This window comes from Acidovorax sp. JHL-3, assembly GCF_000526295.1.
Classification (GTDB): Bacteria; Pseudomonadota; Gammaproteobacteria; order Burkholderiales; family Burkholderiaceae_C; genus Acidovorax; species Acidovorax defluvii.
Window position 1 is genome coordinate 822,781 of the sequence record NZ_JAFU01000001.1, and the last position, 20,928, is coordinate 843,708.

Annotated in this window: 22 protein-coding genes; 9 read left to right on the forward strand and 13 right to left on the reverse strand. The window is 67.2% G+C overall.

The window, feature by feature from the left end:
* Nucleotides 1–130 precede the first annotated feature (130 nt).
* The gene (locus tag K226_RS0103710) at nucleotides 131–1,231 is read right to left on the reverse strand and encodes an alkene reductase (protein ID WP_024813525.1); all 1,101 of its coding nucleotides are present in this window, start codon (nucleotides 1,229–1,231) and stop codon (nucleotides 131–133) included.
* Nucleotides 1,232–1,499: 268 nt separating this feature from the next.
* Between K226_RS0103710 and K226_RS0103715 the strand changes: the two genes are divergently transcribed.
* Nucleotides 1,500–2,795 (forward strand): YbfB/YjiJ family MFS transporter, encoded by a 1,296-nt coding sequence (locus K226_RS0103715; protein ID WP_024813526.1) that lies wholly within the window; start codon nucleotides 1,500–1,502, stop codon nucleotides 2,793–2,795.
* On the opposite strand, the gene gstA is transcribed toward K226_RS0103715, so the two are convergent.
* The 4 genes from gstA to K226_RS0103735 all read right to left on the reverse strand — a co-directional run bounded on the left by gstA (nucleotide 2,788) and on the right by K226_RS0103735 (nucleotide 5,632).
* The gene (gene gstA / locus K226_RS0103720; protein ID WP_024813527.1) at nucleotides 2,788–3,396 is read right to left on the reverse strand and encodes a glutathione transferase GstA; all 609 of its coding nucleotides are present in this window, start codon (nucleotides 3,394–3,396) and stop codon (nucleotides 2,788–2,790) included. The two genes, K226_RS0103715 and gstA, sit on opposite strands and share 8 nt — an antisense overlap.
* Before the next feature lie 302 nt (nucleotides 3,397–3,698).
* Complete coding sequence (locus tag K226_RS0103725) at nucleotides 3,699–4,472, reverse strand: class II aldolase/adducin family protein (protein ID WP_024813528.1); 774 nt, start codon at nucleotides 4,470–4,472, stop codon at nucleotides 3,699–3,701.
* 243 nt (nucleotides 4,473–4,715) lie between these two features.
* Nucleotides 4,716–4,970: a YkgJ family cysteine cluster protein gene (locus tag K226_RS18640; RefSeq protein WP_081739400.1), complete on the reverse strand. Its 255-nt coding sequence runs from the start codon at nucleotides 4,968–4,970 to the stop codon at nucleotides 4,716–4,718.
* Between the two features lie 68 nt (nucleotides 4,971–5,038).
* Complete coding sequence (locus K226_RS0103735; RefSeq protein ID WP_035240858.1) at nucleotides 5,039–5,632, reverse strand: NADPH-dependent FMN reductase; 594 nt, start codon at nucleotides 5,630–5,632, stop codon at nucleotides 5,039–5,041.
* A gap of 365 nt (nucleotides 5,633–5,997) precedes the next feature.
* Between K226_RS0103735 and mnmG the strand changes: the two genes are divergently transcribed.
* The 7 genes from mnmG (at nucleotide 5,998) to K226_RS0103770 (ending at nucleotide 12,554) form a co-directional block, all read left to right on the forward strand.
* Entirely contained in the window at nucleotides 5,998–7,995 is a 1,998-nt protein-coding gene (gene mnmG / locus K226_RS0103740; protein ID WP_024813531.1) for a tRNA uridine-5-carboxymethylaminomethyl(34) synthesis enzyme MnmG, read from the forward strand.
* A complete protein-coding gene (gene rsmG / locus K226_RS0103745; protein WP_024813532.1) occupies nucleotides 7,992–8,672 on the forward strand; it encodes a 16S rRNA (guanine(527)-N(7))-methyltransferase RsmG in 681 nt (226 codons plus the stop codon). Before mnmG ends, rsmG begins: the two co-directional genes overlap by 4 nt.
* A 95-nt stretch (nucleotides 8,673–8,767) precedes the next feature.
* Complete coding sequence (locus K226_RS0103750; RefSeq protein ID WP_024813533.1) at nucleotides 8,768–9,382, forward strand: LysE family translocator; 615 nt, start codon at nucleotides 8,768–8,770, stop codon at nucleotides 9,380–9,382.
* Nucleotides 9,383–9,405: 23 nt separating this feature from the next.
* A complete protein-coding gene (locus tag K226_RS0103755; RefSeq protein WP_024813534.1) occupies nucleotides 9,406–10,218 on the forward strand; it encodes a ParA family protein in 813 nt (270 codons plus the stop codon).
* 34 nt (nucleotides 10,219–10,252) lie between these two features.
* Nucleotides 10,253–10,792 (forward strand): alpha/beta hydrolase, encoded by a 540-nt coding sequence (locus K226_RS0103760; protein WP_024813535.1) that lies wholly within the window; start codon nucleotides 10,253–10,255, stop codon nucleotides 10,790–10,792.
* 5 nt (nucleotides 10,793–10,797) lie between these two features.
* Nucleotides 10,798–11,721, forward strand: a complete 924-nt coding sequence (locus tag K226_RS0103765; protein WP_024813536.1) for a ParB/RepB/Spo0J family partition protein — start codon at nucleotides 10,798–10,800, stop codon at nucleotides 11,719–11,721.
* Nucleotides 11,722–11,750: 29 nt separating this feature from the next.
* The gene (locus K226_RS0103770; RefSeq protein WP_238324244.1) at nucleotides 11,751–12,554 is read left to right on the forward strand and encodes a trans-aconitate 2-methyltransferase; all 804 of its coding nucleotides are present in this window, start codon (nucleotides 11,751–11,753) and stop codon (nucleotides 12,552–12,554) included.
* Here the strand turns inward: K226_RS0103770 and K226_RS0103775 are convergent.
* From K226_RS0103775 to K226_RS0103785, 3 genes are all read right to left on the reverse strand, one after another.
* On the reverse strand, nucleotides 12,464–13,546 hold the full coding sequence (locus K226_RS0103775) for a calcium/sodium antiporter (protein WP_202899874.1): 1,083 nt from the start codon (nucleotides 13,544–13,546) through the stop codon (nucleotides 12,464–12,466). The genes K226_RS0103770 and K226_RS0103775 overlap by 91 nt on opposite strands.
* 109 nt (nucleotides 13,547–13,655) lie before the next feature.
* Nucleotides 13,656–14,276, reverse strand: coding sequence for a flavin reductase family protein (locus K226_RS0103780; protein WP_024813539.1), 621 nt, complete (start codon nucleotides 14,274–14,276; stop codon nucleotides 13,656–13,658).
* 218 nt (nucleotides 14,277–14,494) lie between these two features.
* Nucleotides 14,495–15,391, reverse strand: a complete 897-nt coding sequence (locus K226_RS0103785; RefSeq protein WP_024813540.1) for a helix-turn-helix domain-containing protein — start codon at nucleotides 15,389–15,391, stop codon at nucleotides 14,495–14,497.
* Between the two features lie 65 nt (nucleotides 15,392–15,456).
* Here K226_RS0103785 and K226_RS0103790 point away from each other — a divergent pair, with 65 nt between their 5' ends.
* Nucleotides 15,457–16,719, forward strand: a complete 1,263-nt coding sequence (locus tag K226_RS0103790; RefSeq protein WP_024813541.1) for an MFS transporter — start codon at nucleotides 15,457–15,459, stop codon at nucleotides 16,717–16,719.
* 190 nt (nucleotides 16,720–16,909) lie between these two features.
* Here the strand turns inward: K226_RS0103790 and phnE are convergent, their stop codons facing one another.
* From phnE to K226_RS0103815, 5 genes are all read right to left on the reverse strand, one after another.
* Nucleotides 16,910–17,722, reverse strand: coding sequence for a phosphonate ABC transporter, permease protein PhnE (gene phnE / locus K226_RS0103795; protein ID WP_024813542.1), 813 nt, complete (start codon nucleotides 17,720–17,722; stop codon nucleotides 16,910–16,912).
* Entirely contained in the window at nucleotides 17,719–18,582 is an 864-nt protein-coding gene (locus K226_RS0103800) for an ABC transporter permease (RefSeq protein WP_202899875.1), read from the reverse strand. The genes phnE and K226_RS0103800 overlap by 4 nt, the downstream gene beginning before the upstream one ends.
* Before the next feature lie 21 nt (nucleotides 18,583–18,603).
* Nucleotides 18,604–19,434 (reverse strand): phosphonate ABC transporter ATP-binding protein, encoded by an 831-nt coding sequence (locus K226_RS0103805; protein WP_024813544.1) that lies wholly within the window; start codon nucleotides 19,432–19,434, stop codon nucleotides 18,604–18,606.
* A gap of 68 nt (nucleotides 19,435–19,502) precedes the next feature.
* The gene (locus tag K226_RS0103810) at nucleotides 19,503–20,375 is read right to left on the reverse strand and encodes a putative selenate ABC transporter substrate-binding protein (protein ID WP_024813545.1); all 873 of its coding nucleotides are present in this window, start codon (nucleotides 20,373–20,375) and stop codon (nucleotides 19,503–19,505) included.
* 121 nt (nucleotides 20,376–20,496) lie between these two features.
* The gene (locus tag K226_RS0103815) at nucleotides 20,497–20,829 is read right to left on the reverse strand and encodes a YnfA family protein (protein WP_024813546.1); all 333 of its coding nucleotides are present in this window, start codon (nucleotides 20,827–20,829) and stop codon (nucleotides 20,497–20,499) included.
* Nucleotides 20,830–20,928: the final 99 nt, after the last annotated feature.

A 20,928-nucleotide genomic window follows, 5' to 3' on the forward strand; every position in this document is an offset into this window, starting at 1 on the left:
AGCGGCAGGCCGCTGGCTTGCCGGTGCCCCAGAAAAAACGCCGCCCGAGGGCGGCGTTTGCTATTTATTCGATAGCTATAAGCGCTTTATGAACAAGCGCTGTAGCCACTTTTGACCTGAATTTCACGTCTCAGTACAGCGTGGGGTAGTCGGTGTATCCGGCAGCGCCGCCGCCGTAGAAGGTGGCGCGGTCGGGCTCGTTCAGGGGCGCGTTCTTTTCCAGGCGGGTCACCAGGTCGGGGTTGGCGATGAAGGGCCGGCCAAAGGCCACGATGTCGGCGCCGGCGGCCACGGCGGCATCGGCCAGTGCGCGGTCGTAGGCGTTGTTCACCATCCAGGCACCCTTGCCGCCGGCCTTGCGGTACACGGCCTTGAGGGCAGCGTAGTCAAACGGGCGGTCGGCCAGCTCGCGGGCGCCGCCGGTGGCGCCTTCGATGATGTGCACATAGGCCAGCCCCAGCGGGGCGAGCTGGGCCAGCAGGTAGTCAAACAGCTGCTGGGGGTTTTCGTCCACGATGTCGTTGGCGGGTGTCACGGGCGAGAGGCGAATGCCGGTGCGGCCGCCACCGATTTCATCGACGATGGCGCGCACCACTTCGAGGGTGAGGCGGGCGCGGTTCTTGATGCTGCCGCCGTAGTCGTCGGTGCGCTCGTTGGCGCCGGTTTTCAGGAACTGGTCGAGCAGGTAGCCGTTGGCCGCATGGATTTCCACGCCATCAAAACCGCAGGCAATGGCGTTGCGCGCGGCGTGGCGGTAGTCCTGCACGATGCCGGGCAGCTCGCCCAGATCGAGCGCGCGGGGCATCGAGGTGTCGGTGAAGGTGGGCACCCCGTCCTTGAGCAGCACCGTCTTGGTGTGCGCGCGGATGGCCGAGGGCGCCACGGGGGCGGCGTTGCCCGGCTGCAGGTCGGTGTGCGAGACGCGGCCCACATGCCACAGCTGCACCACGATCTTGCCGCCTTCGGCGTGCACGGCGCTGGTCACGCGCTTCCAGCCATCGAGCTGCTCGGTGCCATACAGGCCGGGCACGTCGGCATAGCCCTGGCCTTGGGGGCTGATGGCGGTGGCCTCGGTGATCAGCAGGCCGGCGCTGGCGCGCTGCGTGTAGTAGGTGGCCATGAGCGGCGTGGGGATGGCGTCGGGCGCGCGGTTGCGCGTGAGCGGCGCCATGGCGATGCGGTTGGCCAGGTGCAGGTCACCGGCCTGTACGGGTTCGAACAAAGAGGGCATGAAAGGCTTTCGTCGAGAGAGTGAAAGGGGGCTTGCCCGAAGGCAGGGTTTGGCATAAGGGTACTGCAGTGCCACAAACGCTGCAGTACGCGGCGGACAGCACGGTCAAGCCATTGTGTGCTAACCGCACTGCCGCAAAAGAATCAGAATGTTCAAAAATGATAGCTACCAGCGCTTTATCCATAAGCGCTATCTGCCATTTTGATCAATATTTGATCTGAGCGCACCCACAGGCCAAATGCGCAGCCCGCAGGCACAATCAGCGCCCATGGAGACAAACCACACAAGGAGCTTGCAGGGCTTGCGCGCCCACCCGGTGGGCGTGGTGCTGGCGCTGTCGCTGGGTGCGGCGGTGTCGCTGGGTATCACGCGTTTTGCCTATGCACTGCTGCTGCCCGTGATGCGCGCCGACCTGGGCTGGAGCTACACCCTGGCCGGGGCCATGAACACCGTCAATGCGCTCGGTTACCTGCTGGGCGCCCTGGCCGCCCCCGCGCTGCTGCGGCGCCTGGCGCCCGGCACCCTGCTGCTGTGGGGTGCGGTGCTGGCCACGCTGTTCATGGCCTTGAGTGGTTTCTTCATCGAGGCCGTCCCGTTGCTGCTGCAACGCCTGCTGGCGGGCGTGGCCAGCGCCGTCATCTTTATCGCTGGCGGGCTGATGGCGGCGCGCCTGGGCGCCCTGGACGTGGGCCGCAGTGGCCTGCTGTTGGGCCTGTATTACGGTGGCGTGGGCTGGGGCATCAGCGCTTCGGCGCTGCTGGTGCCGCCCGTGCTGGCCGTGGCCCCGGCGCTGCACGGTTGGACCTGGGCCTGGTGGGCGCTGGCAGCCGTGTGTGCGCTGGCCACCGCGGTGCTGGTGTGGCCCGTGCGGGCGCTGCGCGGGCTGACGGCGCCTGCAACCGCGCCCGCCCCTGCGAAAGGCCTGAGTGTGGGCGCCAGTGGGGCTGAGGGCGCGAAGGCCGTTGCGCAACACGCGGCGCCCCCTGCGGCCGCGGCCGTGCCCGCCGTGCCCCTGCGCGCGCTGGCGCCGGCCCTGCTGGGCTACACCTTGTTTGGTGTGGGCTACATCGGCTACATGACCTTTGTGGTGGCGCTGCTGCGCGAGCAGGGCATGGCCAGCGGCACCGTGACGCTGTTTTATGCCTTGCTGGGGCTGGCGGTGGTGCTGTCGTCGCGCATCTGGGCGGGCTTGCTGGACCGCAGCCGCGGCGGGCGTGCGCTGGCCCTGCTCAATGGCCTGCTGGGCGTGGCCACGCTGCTTCCGGCACTGACCTCGGCCTGGCCCGTAGTGCTGGCTTCGGGCCTGCTGTTTGGCGGGGTGTTCCTGGCGGTGGTGGCCTCGACCACCGCGCTGGTGCGCCACAACCTGCCGCCCGCGCAGTGGGCCGGCGGCATCAGCGCATTCACTGTCGTGTTCGCTGCCGGGCAGATCGTGGGGCCCACGGTGGTGGGCTGGATTGCCGACGGTCCCGGCGGGCTGGCGCGCGGCCTGGTGTATTCGGCCTGCGCGCTGTGGCTGGGGGCGCTGGTGGCAGCGCGCCAGCGGCCGCTGGCACTTACTTGAGCAGGCCTTCGGCCTTCATGGCCGCCTGCACGGCGGGGCGGGCGGCCACGTGGGCCTGAAAGGCGCTGAGGTTCTTCAGGCCCGAAATGTCCAGGCGCACAAACCCGGCCCAGTTGGCCACGGTGAACAGGTAGCCGTCGGCCACGGTGAACTGCTCGCCCATCAGGTAGGGCTTGCCCGCGAGTTGGCCATCTATCCACTGCAGGCGCTTGAGGAGGCGCTCACGCACTTGGGGTTGGTAGTCGGCAGGCGTGGCGGGGTTGAACAGCGGCCCAAAACCCTGGTGGAGTTCGGTGCCGATGAAGGTCAGCCACTCTTGCAGGCGGTAGCGCGCCATGGAGCCATTGGCGGGGGCCAGGTTCTTTTCGGGCACCTGGTCGGCGATGTACTGCACGATGGCGGGGCCTTCGCGCAGGCGCTCGCCGTTGTCCAGCTCCAGCACGGGCACATAACCCAGCGGGTTGATGCTGTAGAAATCGGTGCCGTCCTGCAGTTGGTGGCTTTTGGTGCTGACCAGCATGGGCGTGCAGGCCAGGCCGGCCTCGTGCAGGGCAATGTGGGCAGACAGGGAGCAGGCACCGGGCGAGTAGTAAAGCTTCATGGGCGAATCCTTGTGAACAAATCGGAACATGAGCGCCCGATGCTATGCGCTGCGCCGGCTTTTTGCTGGCGCGGGGCAAGGCTGGCAGTGATACCCGGGCGCGCAACTGGTGCCCTCGAAGCCAGCGGCAGCCGTGCAAGGGCTACCCCCGCCGCAAGGGCTGCGTTCCCTTTGGGCTGCACGGGTGGGCATCCCCTTGAGGCTGAGGGCCGCAGCTCCGAGCCTGCCTGTGCAGGCCATGACGTGCGCGAAGGTCTGGCGCCTCTAGCAACCGCACCGAGGCGCCGCAGGCGACACAGGGGTTAGGTGTTCCAGCCGGGCAATTCGCGCTGCACTTTGCGCAGCAGCGCCGGCCAGGCAAACGCCCCGCCCAGGCCACCCGTTTGCACGCGCATGGCCTGGGCCACGCCGCTCACGATTCGTGGGTTCACGTCGATCAACTCGCCACCGGCCTGGGCGTCGATCTGTATGCGGCAGGTGTTCTCGAAGGTGTACATCGACAGAAACGCATCGGCAATTGTCTTGCCCACGGTGAGCAACCCGTGGTTGCGCAGCATGAGGAAGTTGGCCGCGCCCAGGTCGGCCTGCAGGCGCGGTTTTTCTGCATCGCGAAAGGCTACACCCTCGTACGCGTGGTACGCCAGCGAGCCCAGCACAAAGGTGCTTTGCTGGCTGATCGGCAGCACGCCGCCCTTTTGCGCGCTCACGGCCACGCCCGCGCGCGTGTGGGTGTGCAACACGCAACCGGCCTCGGGCCGCGCCTCGTGTACGGCGCTGTGGATGACAAAACCCGCAGGGTTTACCGGGAAGGGCGATTCGTGCAGTTGGTTGCACTGCATGTCCACCTTGATCAGGCTTGACGCAGTGATCTCGTCGAACATGAGGCCGTAGGGGTTGATGAGGAAGTGGTGCTCGCCCACGCCCGACACTGATTCGGGCAGCTTGGCGCTGATGTGGGTGAAGACCAGGTCACTCCAGCCATACAGCGCCACCAGCCGGTAGCACGCGGCCAGGTCGCAGCGCAGTTGCCATTCTTCGGGGCTGACGCTGGCTTGCAAAGAGGGGATGTTGAGCATGGTTTTGTCTCCGCGGTTTGGGGAAAGGTAAGACGCGCCACTGTAGGGCGGCGCGGCGCAGGCGGCTGTCCGGCAGGCTACACGGGCGACAACAGCTGCCGTGCCATGACTATGCAAAAAATAATAGCAGCGAGCGCTTGCTGGATAAGCGTCAGAGCCTTATTCGATTCAATTTTTCCCGTCTGGCGGCTTGCGTGCCTCGTCGGCATGTTTCAGTGATCGATGCGCGCATCTTCGCCCGCATCAGGGGTGGGTGAGGACTTCCAGTTCGTCCAGGAAGCGCATGGCCTGGCCGGTGTCATGCCCGCACATTTCGGCCGAAGGCATCAGCCCGCTGCAAACTGCCGGGCGCCCGGGTTGCCCAAAAATGAGGCAGCGCGCGTCATCGCCCAGTTGAATGCAGCGCACACCCGCCGGTTTGCCGTGTGGCATGCCGGGTATGGGCGAGCTGATGGAGGGGGCGGTGCAGCAGGCGCCGCATCGGGGGCGGCAATCCAGGGGTATCGGTTTTGATAGCTGCTTGCGCTGGTCAGGCGGAGGCCAGAGGCCGTTTTGGCTTGAAATGATCAGCCAGCCGCCGGCTGCAGCCGCTCTGCAGCCCACAGCACCTGGTCCACCACGGCGCGCACGCGGTCGCGGTGGGCGGGCTGGACGAGGGTGCCGCTGTCGTCAAACGCGGTGCCTGCGCCGCCCAGCGCAAACGCGCGGGGCGCCAGCCAGCATTCCAGGTTGATGAGCAGCGGGGCCAGATGGCTTTGCGAGCGCAGGCCTCCCAAGGCGCCGGGTGAGGCGCTGAGCATGCCCACGACCTTGCCGCGAAAAGACCGGGTGCCGTCCTGCCAGTCGGGGTGGCCCTGGACGGGGCTGGATGCCCAGTCGATGGTGTTCTTGAGCAGCGCGGTATAGCTGCCGTTGTACTCGGGCGAGCAGATGATCCAGGCCGGGTGGTCGTGCAGCACCTGCTTGAGGCGCAGCACATCGGCGGGCGTGCCTTGCGCTTCCAGGTCGGCGTTGTACATCGGAATGTCAAAGTCGGACAACTCAAGCGTTGTGACCCGGGCCCCGGCTTCGCGCGCGATGGCGGCAGCGGCGTGGGCCAGCTTGCGGTTGAAGGACTGCTGGCGGGTGCTGCCCGCAAAAACGAGAAGTTGTTGGTGCATGTCTGGCATTGGAGCACAGGCGTGTGGCGGGGGTGCTGGCGGGCTGGTCATGGCCTTTGACGGCGCATGGGGGCTTGTGCAGCCCCTTTGATCCAACGCCTCGGGGCCTTGCTGGCGGGCGGTGTTTCACGTGAAACGGTCTGCCCCAGGCGCGCAGTGCAGGTGTGCTGCAAAGGTTGTCTGCAGCGGCGGCGGCGTGCGCCAGACAAAGGTGGGAAAATTGCGGGTTTCCCGCAGCGGGGCCTCAGGGCTGGCAGGCGGGGCGGGCCGCTGCGGTGGGTGCTCGGTGGGTGTTTGGCCAGAATTTGGCCCGTGTGGTGTGTGTGGTGTGTGTCGTTATGGGCCGGTGGCCCCGGAGTTGTCCGATGTTGTATCCCCAGGAATTTGATGTGATCGTTGTCGGCGGTGGCCACGCAGGCACTGAGGCCGCGCTGGCCGCAGCGCGCATGGGCAGCCGCACGCTGCTGCTGACCCACAACATCGAGACACTGGGGCAGATGAGCTGCAACCCCAGCATCGGCGGCATCGGCAAGGGCCACCTGGTGAAAGAGGTGGACGCGCTGGGCGGTGCCATGGCGCTGGCCACGGACGAGGGCGGCATCCAGTTCCGCATTCTCAACAGCAGCAAGGGCCCCGCCGTGCGGGCCACGCGCGCGCAGGCCGACCGCATTTTGTACAAGGCCGCCATCCGCCGCATGCTGGAGAACCAGCCCAACCTGTGGCTGTTTCAGCAGGCGGTGGACGACCTGATGGTGGAGGGCGACCGCGTGGTGGGCGCCGTCACGCAGGTGGGCATCCAATTTCGCAGCCGCACGGTGGTGCTGACGGCCGGGACTTTTCTGGACGGCAAGATCCATGTGGGGCTGAACAACTACGCTGCTGGCCGGGCGGGCGACCCACCAGCGGTGTCGCTGTCGGCACGGCTCAAGGAATTGCAACTGCCGCAGGGCCGCCTGAAGACCGGTACACCACCCCGGCTGGATGGGCGCAGTATCGACTTCTCCAAATGCACCGAGCAGCCCGGTGACGGCATGCCGGGCGGTGTGAACGAGGGCACGGTGCCCGTGTTCAGCTTCATGGCCCATGCGTACGGTGGTGCGGCCATGCACCCCAAGCAAATGCCCTGCTGGATCACCCACACCAACGAGCGCACGCACGAGATCATCCGCAGCGGCTTTGACCGCAGCCCCATGTTCACCGGCAAGATAGAGGGCGTGGGCCCGCGCTACTGCCCGAGCGTAGAGGACAAGATCAACCGCTTTGCCGACAAGGACAGCCACCAGATTTTTCTGGAACCCGAGGGGCTGACCACGCACGAGTTTTACCCCAATGGCATTAGCACCAGCCTGCCGTTCGACATCCAGTACGAGCTGGTGCGCAGCATGCCGGGGCTGGAGAACGCGCACATTCTGCGCCCCGGCTACGCCATCGAATACGACTACTTTGACCCGCGCGCGCTGAAAGGCAGCTTCGAGACGCGGCAGATTCAGGGTCTGTTCTTCGCCGGGCAGATCAATGGCACCACGGGCTATGAAGAGGCGGCGGCGCAGGGCTTGTTCGCCGGGCTCAACGCCGCGCTGCAGTGTCGGGGCGAGGCGCCTTGGTTGCCCGGCCGCGACGAGGCTTACCTGGGCGTGCTGGTGGATGACCTCATCACCAAGGGCGTGACCGAGCCTTACCGCATGTTCACCAGCCGGGCCGAGTTCCGCCTGCAGCTGCGCGAGGACAACGCCGACATGCGCCTGACGGAAGCCGGGCGCCGCATGGGCTTGGTGGACGATGCGCGCTGGGAGTCTTTCAGCCGCAAACGCGATGCGGTTTCACGTGAAACCGAGCGCCTCAAAGCCACCTGGGTGAACCCGCGCAACCTGCCTGCGGCCGAGTCGGAGCGGGTGCTGGGCAAGAGCATCGAGCATGAGTACAACCTGTTCGAGCTGCTGCGCCGCCCCGACGTGAACTACGCCAACCTGATGTCGATGGACGGCGGCAAGTACGCTTCGGCCGACGTTTCACGTGAAACGTTGGGGGAGCTGAGCGTGCCCGTGGTGGAGCAGGTGGAGATTGCCGCCAAGTACTCGGGCTACATCGACCGGCAAAAAGGCGAGGTGGAGCGCGCCGCACATTTCGAAAAACTGCGCCTGCCCCCAGACCTGGACTACATGCAGGTGACGGCTCTGAGCATAGAGGCACGCCAGGTGCTCAGCCGCCACCGGCCCGAAACCCTGGGCCATGCCTCGCGCATCACGGGCATTACGCCGGCAGCTATCTCGTTGCTGATGGTGCATTTGAAGAAGGGCGGGTTCAAGGAGTTTGCGGTGGCCCCGGCTTTGCCTGCCACGGCCGAAGGGCAGGTGGTGGCATGACGACAGCAGCGGTCCACAACGACGCCCTGCGCAAGCAGCTGCAGGCGGGTGCAGACGCCCTGGCCCTGGGTCTGACCGAGGCACAAATCACCCAGTTGCTCGAGTTTCTGTCCCTGCTGCAAAAGTGGAACAAGGTCTACAACCTCACGGCCGTGCGGGACCCGCAGGAGATGCTCACCCACCACTTGCTCGACAGCCTTGCAGCGGTGGGGCCGCTGCGCCGCCATGTGGCTGCGCAGACTGGCGAGGGCGGGGGGGCCGTGCGCCTGCTTGACGTAGGCTCGGGAGGTGGATTGCCTGGCGTGGTGTTCGCCATCTGCTGCCCGGATGTTGACGTGAGCTGTGTCGATACCGTGGGCAAGAAGGCGGCGTTCATCCAGCAGGCGGCGGTGGCCCTGAAACTTCGCAACCTGCATGGCGTGCACGCGCGGGTCGAGACCCTCACGACGCCGTTTGACATCATCAGCTGCCGCGCCTTTGCCTCGTTGCCCGATTTTGTGACCTGGTCACAGAGTGCGCTGGCCATGCCGCACGGGGTCTGGCTGGCCATGAAAGGCAAGCACCCCGCAGACGAAATCGCCGCCTTGCCCGCCGAAGTGCAGGTGTTTCACGTGGAACAGCTCACCGTTCCGGGGCTGGATGCCGAGCGCTGCATTGTCTGGATGAAGCCCGCCTGACGGATCTTTTTGAGGCGAGGCAAGGGTGGTCGCGTAAACTCGGGCTCCGGTCCGCAGCGCTGCGCAGACCTTCCAGCCTTCCAGAGGAATCCCACATGTTCGGCATTGCAGACTACGGCGCCTTTGTCGCCGCCATTGTGTTGTTTCTGGCCATCCCGGGCCCCGGCAACCTGGCGCTCATCACCTCCACCAGCAAGGGCGGCGTGCGTGGCGGTCTGGCGGCCACGCTGGGTGTGATCGCGGGCGACCAGGTGCTGATGTGGGCGGCAGTGGCTGGTGTGGCGGCTTTGCTGGCCACCTACCCCACGGCTTTCCATGCCGTGCAGTGGCTGGGCGCTGCCTATCTGGCCTGGCTGGGCTTCAAGATGCTCACGGCCAAGCCGGGTGCCCAGCCCATCCTCAACATCCAGCCGCGCCATTATTTCAAGCAGGCCGCACTCATCACCTTGCTCAACCCCAAGGCCATCGTGTTTTACATGGCGTTCTTCCCGCTGTTTGTGGACCCGGCACGCCATCAGGGCATGCTCACCTTTGGCGTGATGGCCGCCACCATTGCCGCCCTGACCCTGGCCTACGGCCTCACCGTGGTACTGCTTACGCACCACCTGGCCGAGCGCATGCGCGCCAACCCCCGCATTGCCCGCGTGCTTGAAAAAGTGGCCGGCGTCTTTTTGATCGGCTTTGGCATCAAGCTGGCCATCTCCAAATAACCCCCCACCACCACAGCATCCACATGGCCAAGATTTTTTGCGTTGCCAACCAGAAGGGTGGCGTTGGTAAGACCACCACCACCGTCAACCTGGCTGCGGGCCTGGCCAAGATTGGTCAGCGCGTGCTGATGGTCGACCTGGACCCGCAGGGCAATGCCACCATGGGCTCGGGCGTGGACAAGCGCAGCCTGGAGCTGACGGTGTACGACGTGCTGCTCGAATCTGCGTCGGTCAAAGAGGCTGCAGTGCTGTCCGACAAATGCGGCTACTGGGTGCTGGGCGCCAACCGCGAACTGGCCGGTGCCGAGGTGGAACTGGTGGCGCTGGAGCACCGCGAAAAGCGCCTCAAGGCCGCGCTGGCCGAGGTGGGGGGCGACTACGACTTTGTGCTCATCGACTGCCCTCCATCCCTGTCGATGCTCACCCTCAACGGCCTGTGCAGCGCCCACGGCGTCATCGTGCCCATGCAGTGCGAATACTTTGCGCTCGAAGGCCTGACCGATTTGGTCAACACCATCAAGCAGGTGCACGCCAACCTCAATACCGACCTGCAGATCATCGGCCTGCTGCGTGTGATGTTCGACCCCCGCATCACACTGCAGCAGCAGGTGAGCGACCAGCTCAAGGGCCACTTTGGCGACAAGGTGTTCAACAGCGTGATCCCGCGCAATGTGCGCCTGGCCGAGGCGCCCAGCTACGGGCTGCCCGGTGTGGTGTTCGACCCTGCCGCCAAGGGTAGCCAGGCGTTTGTGGAGTTTGCGCAAGAGATGGTCGAGCGCGTGCAAAGCATGCCTGCAGCAGCAAGTTCCATGGTCAAAATGCCCTCTGGCGCTTGATGGATAAGCGCTGATAGCTATCAAAACAATAGTAATGAAGGCGTCCAACATTTTGCTGCTGCCCGGCTGGCAGAACTCTGGCCCCGACCACTGGCAAAGCCTGTGGGAGGCCCGCCACGGCTACCACCGCGTCGAGCAGCACGACTGGATGCGCCCGCTGCGCGGCGACTGGTCGGCAAGGCTGGAAGAAACCGTGGTCGATGCCGACGGCCCCGTGGTGCTGGTGGCGCACAGCCTGGGTTGCATCCTCACCGCCTGGTGGGCGGCGCATTCGCCCAACGCCCACCGCGTGCAGGGCGCGCTGCTGGTGGCGCCTGGTGATGTGGAGCGCCCCGATATCGCCGCACAAATCCACGGCTGGGCACCCATTGCGCGCCAGCCGCTGCCGTTTCCCGCCGTGCTGGTGGGCAGCCGCAACGACCCGTATTGCCGTTATGAGCGCGCCGAAGGCCTGGGCGAGGCCTGGGGCGCACGCTTTGTCGACGGCGGCGCACGCGGCCACCTCAATGCCGAATCCGGCCTGGCAGACTGGCCCGAGGGCCACCACCTGCTGCACACCCTTTTGAAAGATTGACGAACATGGTCACCAAAAAACCCAAGGGCCTCGGCCGCGGACTCGAAGCATTGCTGGGCCCCAAGGTGGCCGAGGCGGCTGAAAAGGCGCAGGCCGCCGATGCGGGGCTGCCCAGCAGCCTGCGCCTGGATGACATGGTGCCCGGCATGTACCAGCCGCGCACCCGCATGGACGAGGGCGCGCTGTACGAGCTGGCCGAATCCATCAAGGCCCAGGGCATCATGCAGCCGATTCTGGTGCGCCGCCTGGTCGAGGGCGACAACGCGGGCCGGTACGAAATCATTGCGGGCGAGCGGCGCTTTCGTGCGGCGCGCCTGGCGGGGCTGGACAGCGTGCCCGTGTTGGTGCGCGACGTGCCCAACGAGGCCGCCGCCGCCATGGCGCTCATCGAGAACATCCAGCGCGAAGACCTCAATCCGCTGGAAGAAGCCCAGGGCCTGCAGCGGCTGGTGAAAGAGTTCGGCCTCACGCACGAGCAGGCCGCGCAGGCCGTGGGCCGCTCGCGCAGCGCCGCCAGCAACCTGCTGCGCCTCTTGAACCTGGCCGAGCCGGTGCAGACCATGCTGATGGCGGGCGACATCGACATGGGCCACGCGCGTGCGCTGCTGGCGCTGGACCGCGCTGCGCAGATCACCGCCGGCAACCAGATCGCCGCCCGAAAACTCTCGGTGCGCGAGGCCGAGGCCCTGGTCAAAAAGATCGGTGCCGAGTTCAACCTGGTGGCCACGCGGCCCAAAAAGGAAAAATCGCGCGACCTCAAGCGGGTGGAAGAAGAACTCTCGGACCTGCTCATGGCCGAGGTGGAGGTGCGTGTGAAAAAGCGCGTCAAACGCAATGGCCGCATGGAAGACATGGGCGAGCTGTCCATCCAGTTCGGTTCGCTGGAAGCCCTGAACGGACTGATCGACCGGCTGCGCGGCAACGCCTGACCCGGCCGAACGCAGGGCCCTTGCCCCACATGGTTCGCCGCTTTTTGCCATGGCCCTTGCCGGCGCTCTTGGCCTGGGCGGCGGCGTGGCTGGCGTTTGTGGCCCTGCAGCGCGCGCACCTGCCCGCGGCATGGGCGCTGGTGCTGGCCTGTGGCCTGGGCACGGCTGCCAGCCTGTTGGGCGGCACCTGGTGGCAGCGTGGGCTGATTGCGGCGGGATTTCCGCTGTCGCTGGCCCTCACGGGTGCGGCGGGCCTGCCCGCCTGGGCCTGGCTGGTGCCGCTGGCCCTGCTGCTGCTGGTCTACCCCCTGAACGCCTGGCGCGATGCCCCGCTGTTCCCCACCCCGCCCGACGCGCTCAATGACCTGCCCGACTTTGCCCCCCTGGAGCCTGGCGCGCGCGTGCTCGATGCGGGCTGCGGTCTGGGCGACGGCCTGATCGCGCTGCGCCAGGCCTACCCCCTGGCCAGGCTGGAGGGGCTGGAATGGAGCCGCCCCCTGCGCTGGCTGTGCGCCCGCCGCTGCCCTTGGGCGCGGGTTGCGCAGGGCGACCTGTGGCGCGCCGACTGGAGCGGCTACCAGCTCGTCTACCTGTTCCAGCGCCCCGAAAGCATGGCCCGTGCCTGGGTCAAAGGCTGCGCCGAAATGGCCCCGGGCGCCTGGCTGGTGAGTCTGGAATTTCCCGTGCCAGGGGTGCAGCCGCATGCCCGGCAACAGGCGCCTGGAGGCAGGGCGGCGTGGGTTTACTGCACGCCCCGGGAGGGCCGGATGAGCGACACCACCAAGGTGACGACCGTGAGCGGGATCACAAAGCCCAGCATCACGGCCGAGTAGGTGTGCAGCGCGTCGTGCTGCTGCGCCGCCAGGATGAGGTAGGACACGTAGGCCACGTAGTAGCCCAGGAACACGGCGCCTTCCCAGCGGGCGATCTCGCGGCCCGACAGGAAGATGGGCAGGCAGGCCAGCGCCACGGCCAGCATCACCCAGATGTCGAAGGCCATCAGCGAGGGCGCCACGACCAGGCCTTCGCTGCCCGCCGCCAGTCCGGCCAGCCCCAGGCAGCCCAGAATGTTGAAGGTGCTGCTGCCCACCACGTTGCCCACGGCGATGTCGCGCTCGCCCTTGAGGGCGGCGGCCACCGAGGTGGCCACCTCGGGCATGGAGGTGCCCGCTGCCACGATGGTCAGGCCGATCACCAGGTCGCTCACGCCCAGCGCCTTGGCAAACACCACGGCCGCGTCCACCAGCCAGTCCGAGCCCAGCACCAGCAGCGCGAGCCCGGCGACGATGAGCGCGATCTGCACCGGCAGGCGGGCATCCCAGGCGCCGGCAGCGGGGGCGTGGATTTCGGCCTCGAACTCGGCCTGGGCGGCCTGGGTTTCCCGGCGCGACTGCACCACCAGAAATACGGTGTAGGCCAGCAGCAGGCCAAACAGCAGCGCGGCGTCGGTCAGGCTGATGCGGCCATCGAGCCCGAGCACCAGCAGCAACAGCGAGGCCCCCATGAGGATGGGAACCTCCTGCCGGATGATCTGCACATGCACCACCAGCGGGGCGATGAGGGCGCTCAGGCCCAGGATGAACAGCACGTTGAAGATGTTGCTGCCCACCACATTGCCCATGGCCAGGCCGGTCTGGCCATTGAGCACGGCCCCGGTCGACACCGCCATCTCGGGGGCGCTGGTGCCAAAGGCCACGATGGTCAGCCCCACCACCAGCGGCGAAATGCCAAACGACAGGGCCAGTCGCGAAGCGCCCCGCACCAGCAGGTCGGCCCCCACCACCAGCGCGGCCAGCCCGGCGGCGAACATCAGAAAATGCAGCATCAAAACACCAGATTCAGAACCATGAGGGAATCGAGTGTGCCCGCTGTGGAGCAGGGCCGTCCACTGTGGGGTATTGGGCCGGCCCCGGCGCTGCGGCGTTCACCCCTTCTCAGGCGGGCCGGTGCATGCGGAACAGTTGCTCTGGCCCCACCGTGAAATAGTCGGCCGGGCCGCCCCCGCGCAGGATGTGGCCGGCGCCTGCCGTGTCGTACACGCCGTCTTTCAGCAGCGCCTTGGCGATGTGCACGGCCACCACTTCGCCCAGCACCAGCCAGGTGGGCACCTTTTCACCGTCGATGCCCTGCAGCTGCACGATCTGCGTGCTGCGGCATTCAAACGTGACAGGGCTTTCGGCCACGCGGGGTGGGCGCACTTTCTCGGAGGCCAGGGGGGTGAGGCCCGCCAGCTCAAACTCGCTGACTTCGGGGGGCACGGCGGCGCAGCTCTGGTTCATGGCGTCGGCCAGATCGTGCGTGGCCAAATTCCACACAAACTCGCCGGTGGCCTCGATGTTGCGCAGCGTGTCCTTGGCGCCAATGCTGGCAAAGCCCACGATGGGCGGCACGTAGTTGAACGCGGTGAAGAAGCTGTAGGGTGCCAGGTTCAGCGCGCCGGCGGCGCTTTGCGTGGAGATCCAGCCGATGGGGCGGGGGCCCACGATGGCGTTGAACGGATCGTGCGGCAGGCCGTGGCCGCTGCGGGGTTCGTAGCTGTGGATGTCAGCGGTCATGGGCAAAGGTGCGGTAGGGGGAAGCGGGGTTTCTCAATATTTTGGCGCCAGAGGCTCTGCATTTCATCGCCTGCCGGGCCGGTATTGCTGTTAATTAGATAGCTGATAGCGCTTTATCCGCAAGGGCTACAGGTCAAAAACGTTCAAAGTTTGACGCGACCAAGGGGCGGGCGGGTGGGTGGGGTCCGTGCCGTGCCGTGCCGTGCGCGCCCGTCCCCTCACCGCGCCGCCCCCAGAAACCGCCCCGGTGGCTGCCCCACCGATTTGCGCACCATGGCGCTGAAGGCGCTGGGGCTGTAGCCCAGTTCGGCGGCGATCTGCCCCATGGGCATGCGGCCCGCAGCCAGCGACACGGCCTTGGCCAATATCACCTGCTGGCGCCACTGCGTGAAAGTGCTCGAGAGCTCGGTGCGAAACAGTCGCGCCACCGTGCGCGGGCTGGCGCCTGTGTCCTGTGCCCAGGCGCTCAGGGTGGCGTGGCGTGTGGGGTCGGCCAGCACCGCCTCGCACAGGTGGCGCAGGCGCTTGTCGTGCGGCAGGTCTACGCCCAGCTTTACGGCGGCGGCGCGGCGCAGCTCGCCCAGCACCAGCGCGTTGAGGTGGCGCTCGCGCGTGCGCTCGTCGGGGGTGGATGGTGGTGTGGAGGTGGGGCCGTCGTCGGGCGCGGTGGGCAGCTCGCGCACCAGGGCGCGCAGCAGGTCGGACACCTCCAGCACCCGGCACTGGCGCCAGGCGGCCTCTTGGTGGCGCGGCACGCCCGGGCCGCAACGCCCGCGCGGCTGGTGGAAATACAGCGTGCGCAGATCGGCGTCTTCCACCATGGTCACGGCATGTTCCACGCCGGGCGGAATCCACAGCGCGCGCGAGGGCGGCACGATGTAGGTGCCCCGGTCCACTGTGAGCCGGATCACGCCCGTGGTCGAGATGGCCACCTGCGCCCACGGGTGGCTGTGCGGCATCACCTGCGTGTCGGCTGCCAGCTGGCGCACCTTGGCGCGCACCGGGCGCTCGGCGCTGGGTACAAACAGATGCGGCGTGAGCGAATCCACATACGACAGCGCCCGCCGCGGGCGCGGCTGCGGCGAGGTGTCTGCGGGCGGGGCTGCTTTTGGCATGTTGGCGATAGAAATTGGCAGGCTATCGTAAACCTGCCGTCGCCGGCCTGCCTAAGATCAGCGCCATGACCCCCATTTCCCCTGGCGCACCCAGCGCGGTTCCCCTGCGGCAGGATGCCCGCACCATCGCCCTCATCGGCCTGGCGCATGGCAGCTCGCACTTTTTTCACATGCTGCTGCCGCCGCTGTTTCCGTGGCTCATTGGCGAGTTTGGTTTCAGCTATTCCGAGCTGGGCCTGCTGGTATCGGTGTTCTTTGTGGTGTCGGGCGTGGGGCAGGCGCTGTCGGGCTTTCTGGTGGACCGCGTGGGCGCGCGCCCGGTGCTGTTTTTTGCGCTGGCCAGCTTTGCCACGGCCGGCCTGGTGGCGGGCACGGCGCAGGGCTATGCGGGGCTGCTGGTGGCGGCGGCGTTGGCGGGGCTGGGCAATGCGCCGTTCCACCCGGTGGACTTCACCATTCTCAACAAGCGCGTATCGCCGCAGCGCCTGGGCCATGGCTTTTCGGTGCACGGCATCAGCGGCAACCTGGGCTGGGCCACGGCGCCGGTGTTCATGGCGGGCATTGCCTCGGCCACGGGCTCGTGGCGTGCCGCCTGCCTGTGCGGCGCGCTGCTGGCCATTGCGGTGCTGGCCGTCATGGTGTGGAACCGCGATGCGCTGGACGACCGCCAGGGCGCCTGGGCGCACCAGGCCCCGGGCGCCAAGGCCGTGGCCGACGAGCATCCCATGGCCTTCCTCAAGCTGCCTTCGGTGTGGCTGTGCTTCTCGTTCTTTTTCTGGAGCACCTGCGCGCTGAGCGCCATCCAGAGCTTTGCCAGCCCCGCGCTGCAAAGCATGTATGGCCTGCCGCTCAGCGTGACGGCCCTGGTGGTCACCGGCTACATGCTGTGCGGCGCGGCAGGCATGGTGGTGGGCGGCTTTCTGGTGGGCCGCGTGGTGCGGCTGGAGAAGATCATCTCGGTGTGCCTGCTGGCCTCGGCCGCCCTGCTGGTGCTGGTGGGCACGGGCTGGCTGCCCGGCATGGCGGCGGTGGTGGTGGCCGCGCTGGCGGGCGTCGGCACGGGCCTCGCGAGCCCGTCGCGCGACATGCTCATCAAGCGCGCGGCCCCACCGGGTGCGACGGGCCGGGTGTATGGCACGGTGTATTCGGGGCTGGACCTGGGCTTTTGCCTGGCCGCACCGGTGTTCGGCGCGCTGCTCGACCGGGGCATGACCTCGGGCATCTTCTACGGCTCGGCCATCACGCTGGCGCTGAGCGTGGTGTCTGCCGCGCTGGTGGGCGTGGGGGTGGCGGCACGGCTGCGGCGCGCTGCCGCAGTGGCGGCCTGATGCGGTAGGGCCTTCAAACGTCTAACGTCGTTGGTCGCCTTGCCGTGCTGCACGTACGACAGCACTGTCTGCGGCGCCCCGCCTGGTTATCCGATTGAATGCAAACCGTACCGGCAGGGATTTGAATGAAAAGTGGCTCTGGCGCACGCCCATAAAGCGCAATAAGCTATTAAAATAATAGCAATTTGTGTCAGATCGCCAGCCAGCGCCGGCTGGCAAAGCTCAGCGCATCCACCAGCGCCACCAGCGCCAGCATGGCGACCAGCACGCTGCTGGTCTCGCCCATCTGGAACAGCCCCATGTGGAACGCCAGCATCTGTCCCAGCCCGCCGGCCCCCACCACGCCCAGCACGGCGGCGGCGCGGATGTTGTTTTCCCAGCGGTACAGCGTGTAGCTCAGCAACTGCGGCAGCACCTGGGGCAGGGTGGCATACAAAAACAAGCGGCCACTGGCCACGCCGCGCACGCGCAGGGCAAAGCCAGGGCCCGGCGGGGCGTTTTCGATGGCCTCGGCGAACAGGCGGCCCAGCACGCCCGAGGTGTGCAGTGCCAGCGCCAGCGTGCCGGCAAACGGCCCCAGCCCGGCCGCGATCAGCAGCAAGGTGGCCCACACCAGTTCGGGAATGCTGCGCAGGGCGTTGAGCACCAGCCGCGTGGGGCCGCGCCAACGCGCCGGGTCGCCCTCAAACGCCTTGCTGGCGGGCAGGGCCAGCGCCAGGCCCAGCAGCACCGCCAGCAAGGTGCCCAGGGCCGACATGGCCAGCGTCTCCAGCGTGGCCCACAGCAGTTTTTGCAAAAACGCCGGGCTGGTTTCGGGCTGCAGCAGCTCGGCCAGAAACCGGCCCATCTTGGCCAGCGCCGGGGCGGACACAAACTGCGCCCACTGCAGGTCCAGCGACCAGAAACTCAGGCCTACCAGCGCCAGCGCACCAGCGGCTACGCACCAGCAGGCCAGGCAGCGGTTGGCAGAGGGTCGGGGCGCTGAAGTGCCGCGCGTATTCATGCCAGCCTTTGCCGCAACCAGGCGCTGATGCGGTCCGCCAGCCAGACCAGCGCCATGAACACCAGCAGCATGGTGGCCACCTCGGCGCCCTCGAACATCTTCATCGAGGCGTCCATCTGCTGGCCCAGCCCGCCCGCGCCCACAAAGCCCAGCACGGCAGACGAGCGGATCGCGCATTCCCAGCGGTACACCGTGTAGCTGGTGAGCTCGGCGGCGTTTTGCGGCAGCAGCGCATACAAAAAGGCTTGCAGCCGGCCGCTGCCGTTGCGCAGCAGGCTGGCGGCGGCATGGGGCTCGGCGCTGTCCAGGATTTCGGCATACACCTTGCCCAGCATGCCGGCAAAGGTCAGTGCAATGGCCAGCACGCCGGCCGTGGGCCCCAGGCCCACCACGCGCACAAAAACCAGGGCCCAGATCAGCTCGGGCACGCTGCGCAGCACCACCAGCAGCCAGCGCACCAAGAGCCGCACCAGCGCCGGCAGCGGCGCCATGGGGCCGGTGAGCGCCGAGACCGACAGCACCCGCACCGACAGCAGCGCCAGCGGCACGGCCAGCACCAGCGCCAGCGTGAGGCCTGCGGTGGCAATGGCCACCGTGCGCCAGGTCTCGCGCGCCACCAGGGCCAGAAACTCGGCGTCTAGCCGGGGCGGCACAAAATCTGCCAGAAACCGCAGTGAGGGCTTCAGCGCATCCGGCGCCAGCAGCAGCCAGGGCTTGAACTCGGTGAGCACCAGCATGGGCCACAGCAGAAACAGCGCCACCGCGGCCCCGGCCAGGCGGCCGCGCCAGGCGGGGTCGCGGCGCTCGGGCGGCGGGCTCTTGTCGGGGGGTGCAGGCAGATCAGGCGACAGGGCAGTCATGGCGGCGAGATGGCCCGTGGGTTAGCGGCACTGCATCGGCACAGGGGACGCGGCCACAGGCACATCGGGGGAGGGCGGCGCCGTTTGGGTCAGCTCGTCCAGGTGCTGCGCATACAGCTGGTGCAGGTGCGCGGGCGTCACCTGCGCCGCAGGCAGGTCAAAGGCCAGCGCACCGTCGCGCAACCCGATCACGCGCGGGAAATGCGCCAGGGCCATCTCCACATGGTGCAGCGTGGCGACCAGCGTGGCGCCGCGCTCGTGGGCCGCCTGCGTGAGCGAGGCCAAGGCTTGTTGCGCACGCGCCGGGTCGAGCGCGGACAGCGGCTCGTCCACCAGCAACAGGCTGGCCTGCGAGGCCAGCGCCCGCGCCAGGCCCACCCGCTGGCGCTCGCCGCCCGAGAGCCGGTCTACCCGGTCGAACAGCTTGTCGGCCACGTCAAAATGCGCCAGCGCGGCCTCGGCCAGCCCGATGCCGGTGGGATAGACCAGGCTGCGCACGCTGGCCCACAGGCTTTCGTGCGGCAGGCGCCCCGCCAGCACCGCCGTCACCACACGCTGCCGGGGTGGCAGCGGCGGCACCTGGGGCGCCAGAAAAAGGCGACCGCGCAAGCGCTGCAATGCGCGGCGCGGCAATGCCCAGGGGTCGATGCCATCGAGCTGCAAGCTGCCCTCGTCGGGCCGCTGTGCGCAGGCCAGCAGCTGCAGCAGCGTGGTCTTGCCCGCGCCCGAAGGGCCGATCACCGCCACCTGCTCGCCCTGCGCCACCACCAGATCCAGGCCGCGCAGCGCTGCGGGTGCACCGGCGCGTGCGGCCGGGTGGCGCACGGTGGTGTTGTCCAGCTGAACTTTCATGGGCAAATCAGGCTGCAGCGCTTATTGCAAAAGCGCAAGCAGCTATTAAAACAATAGCAAACACCCGTTCACTTGATCAGGCCCGCGCTGCGCGCTGCGGTTTCGATGCCCTTGTAGTTGCTGGCCTGGGTGGGAATGAAGCGCGTGGCGCGCTGCAGGTCCAGAATTTCCTTGCCCTCGGGGGTGTTGCGGTTCAGGTCGAGAAAAGCCTTGGTGAGTTTCTCGCGCTGGGCCACTGGCATGTCGCTGTGCACCGTCCAGTTGTAGTCAAAGTAGGCCGGGGTGGTGAAGATCACCTTCACTTTGCCGGTGTCCACCTTCTTGTCGGCCACAAACTTTTCCCACACCGAAATGTTGAGCGCGCCCGCGTCCACCTTGCCCGAGGCCACGGCGGCAATGGTGGCGTCGTGCGCGCCCGAGTAGGCCACGCGTTTGAAGTCCTTGTCCGGGTCGATCTGCGCCTGCAGCAGGTAGCTGCGCGGCATCAGGTGGCCCGAGGTGCTGGATTGCGAGCCAAAGCTCACAGTCTTGCCCTTGAGGTCGGCCAGCGCCCGGATGGCCGGGTCGGCGCTGATGAACACCGAACGGAATTTCTCGTCCTCTTCGCGCTGCACCAAAGGCACCACCTTGCCGCCCGAGCGGATGCTGGCCTGCACAAAGGTGAAACCGCCATACCAGGCCATGTCCACCTGCTTGTTGGCCAGCGCCTCCACGGCGGCGGCGTAGTCGGACACGGGCGTGAATTCCACCTTGGTGCCCAGCTTGTGCTCCAGATATTTCACCAGCGGCGCCGCCTTGCGCGCCAGTTCGGTGGGCGATTCATCAGGGATGGCCGTGATCTTGAAGACTGCCTGTGCCTGCGCCAGGCTGCCCAGGGTGAGAACGGCGCTGGCGAGCACCGCTTTGATGAGGGTGCGGGTCGAGGGGGATGAGCAGGTCATGAGGGGTTCCAGAAAGTGGGGCCAATAGGCCAATAGGCCGATGGGCTGGGGGGGGGGCCGGTGATTGTCGCGGGTTTGGCTGCAATGGTGCCGCACCCGGCGACGGTCTGTGATGCTCTGTTCAGGCGCTTCGGGGGGCAAACATGATGACCCCCATGCCTGCAAGCGCCAGTGCCGCGCCGGCAATGTCCCATGGCGTGGGGCGAACACCGTCCACCGCCCACAGCCAGACAATGGCCACAAAAATATACACGCCCCCGTAGGCGGCATACACCCGCCCGGACGCAGTGGGATGCAGTGACAAAAGCCAGGCGAAAGCAGCCAGGCTCAGCGCGCCAGGCACCAGCAGCCATGCGCTTTTTCCGTGGCTGAGCCACAGGCTGGGCAAATAGCAGCCCACGATTTCTGCCAGCGCAGTGACAAGAAAAAGCAGGACGGTTTTTGTTTCAGGCATGGCTTTGATCGCGCGGGGAAAGGCAGGGACAGGGCAGGGATGCAGCGCAGGCGCCAGCGCCTGCACCGGCGCGGGGCACATCGGGCGTGCGGTGCGTGG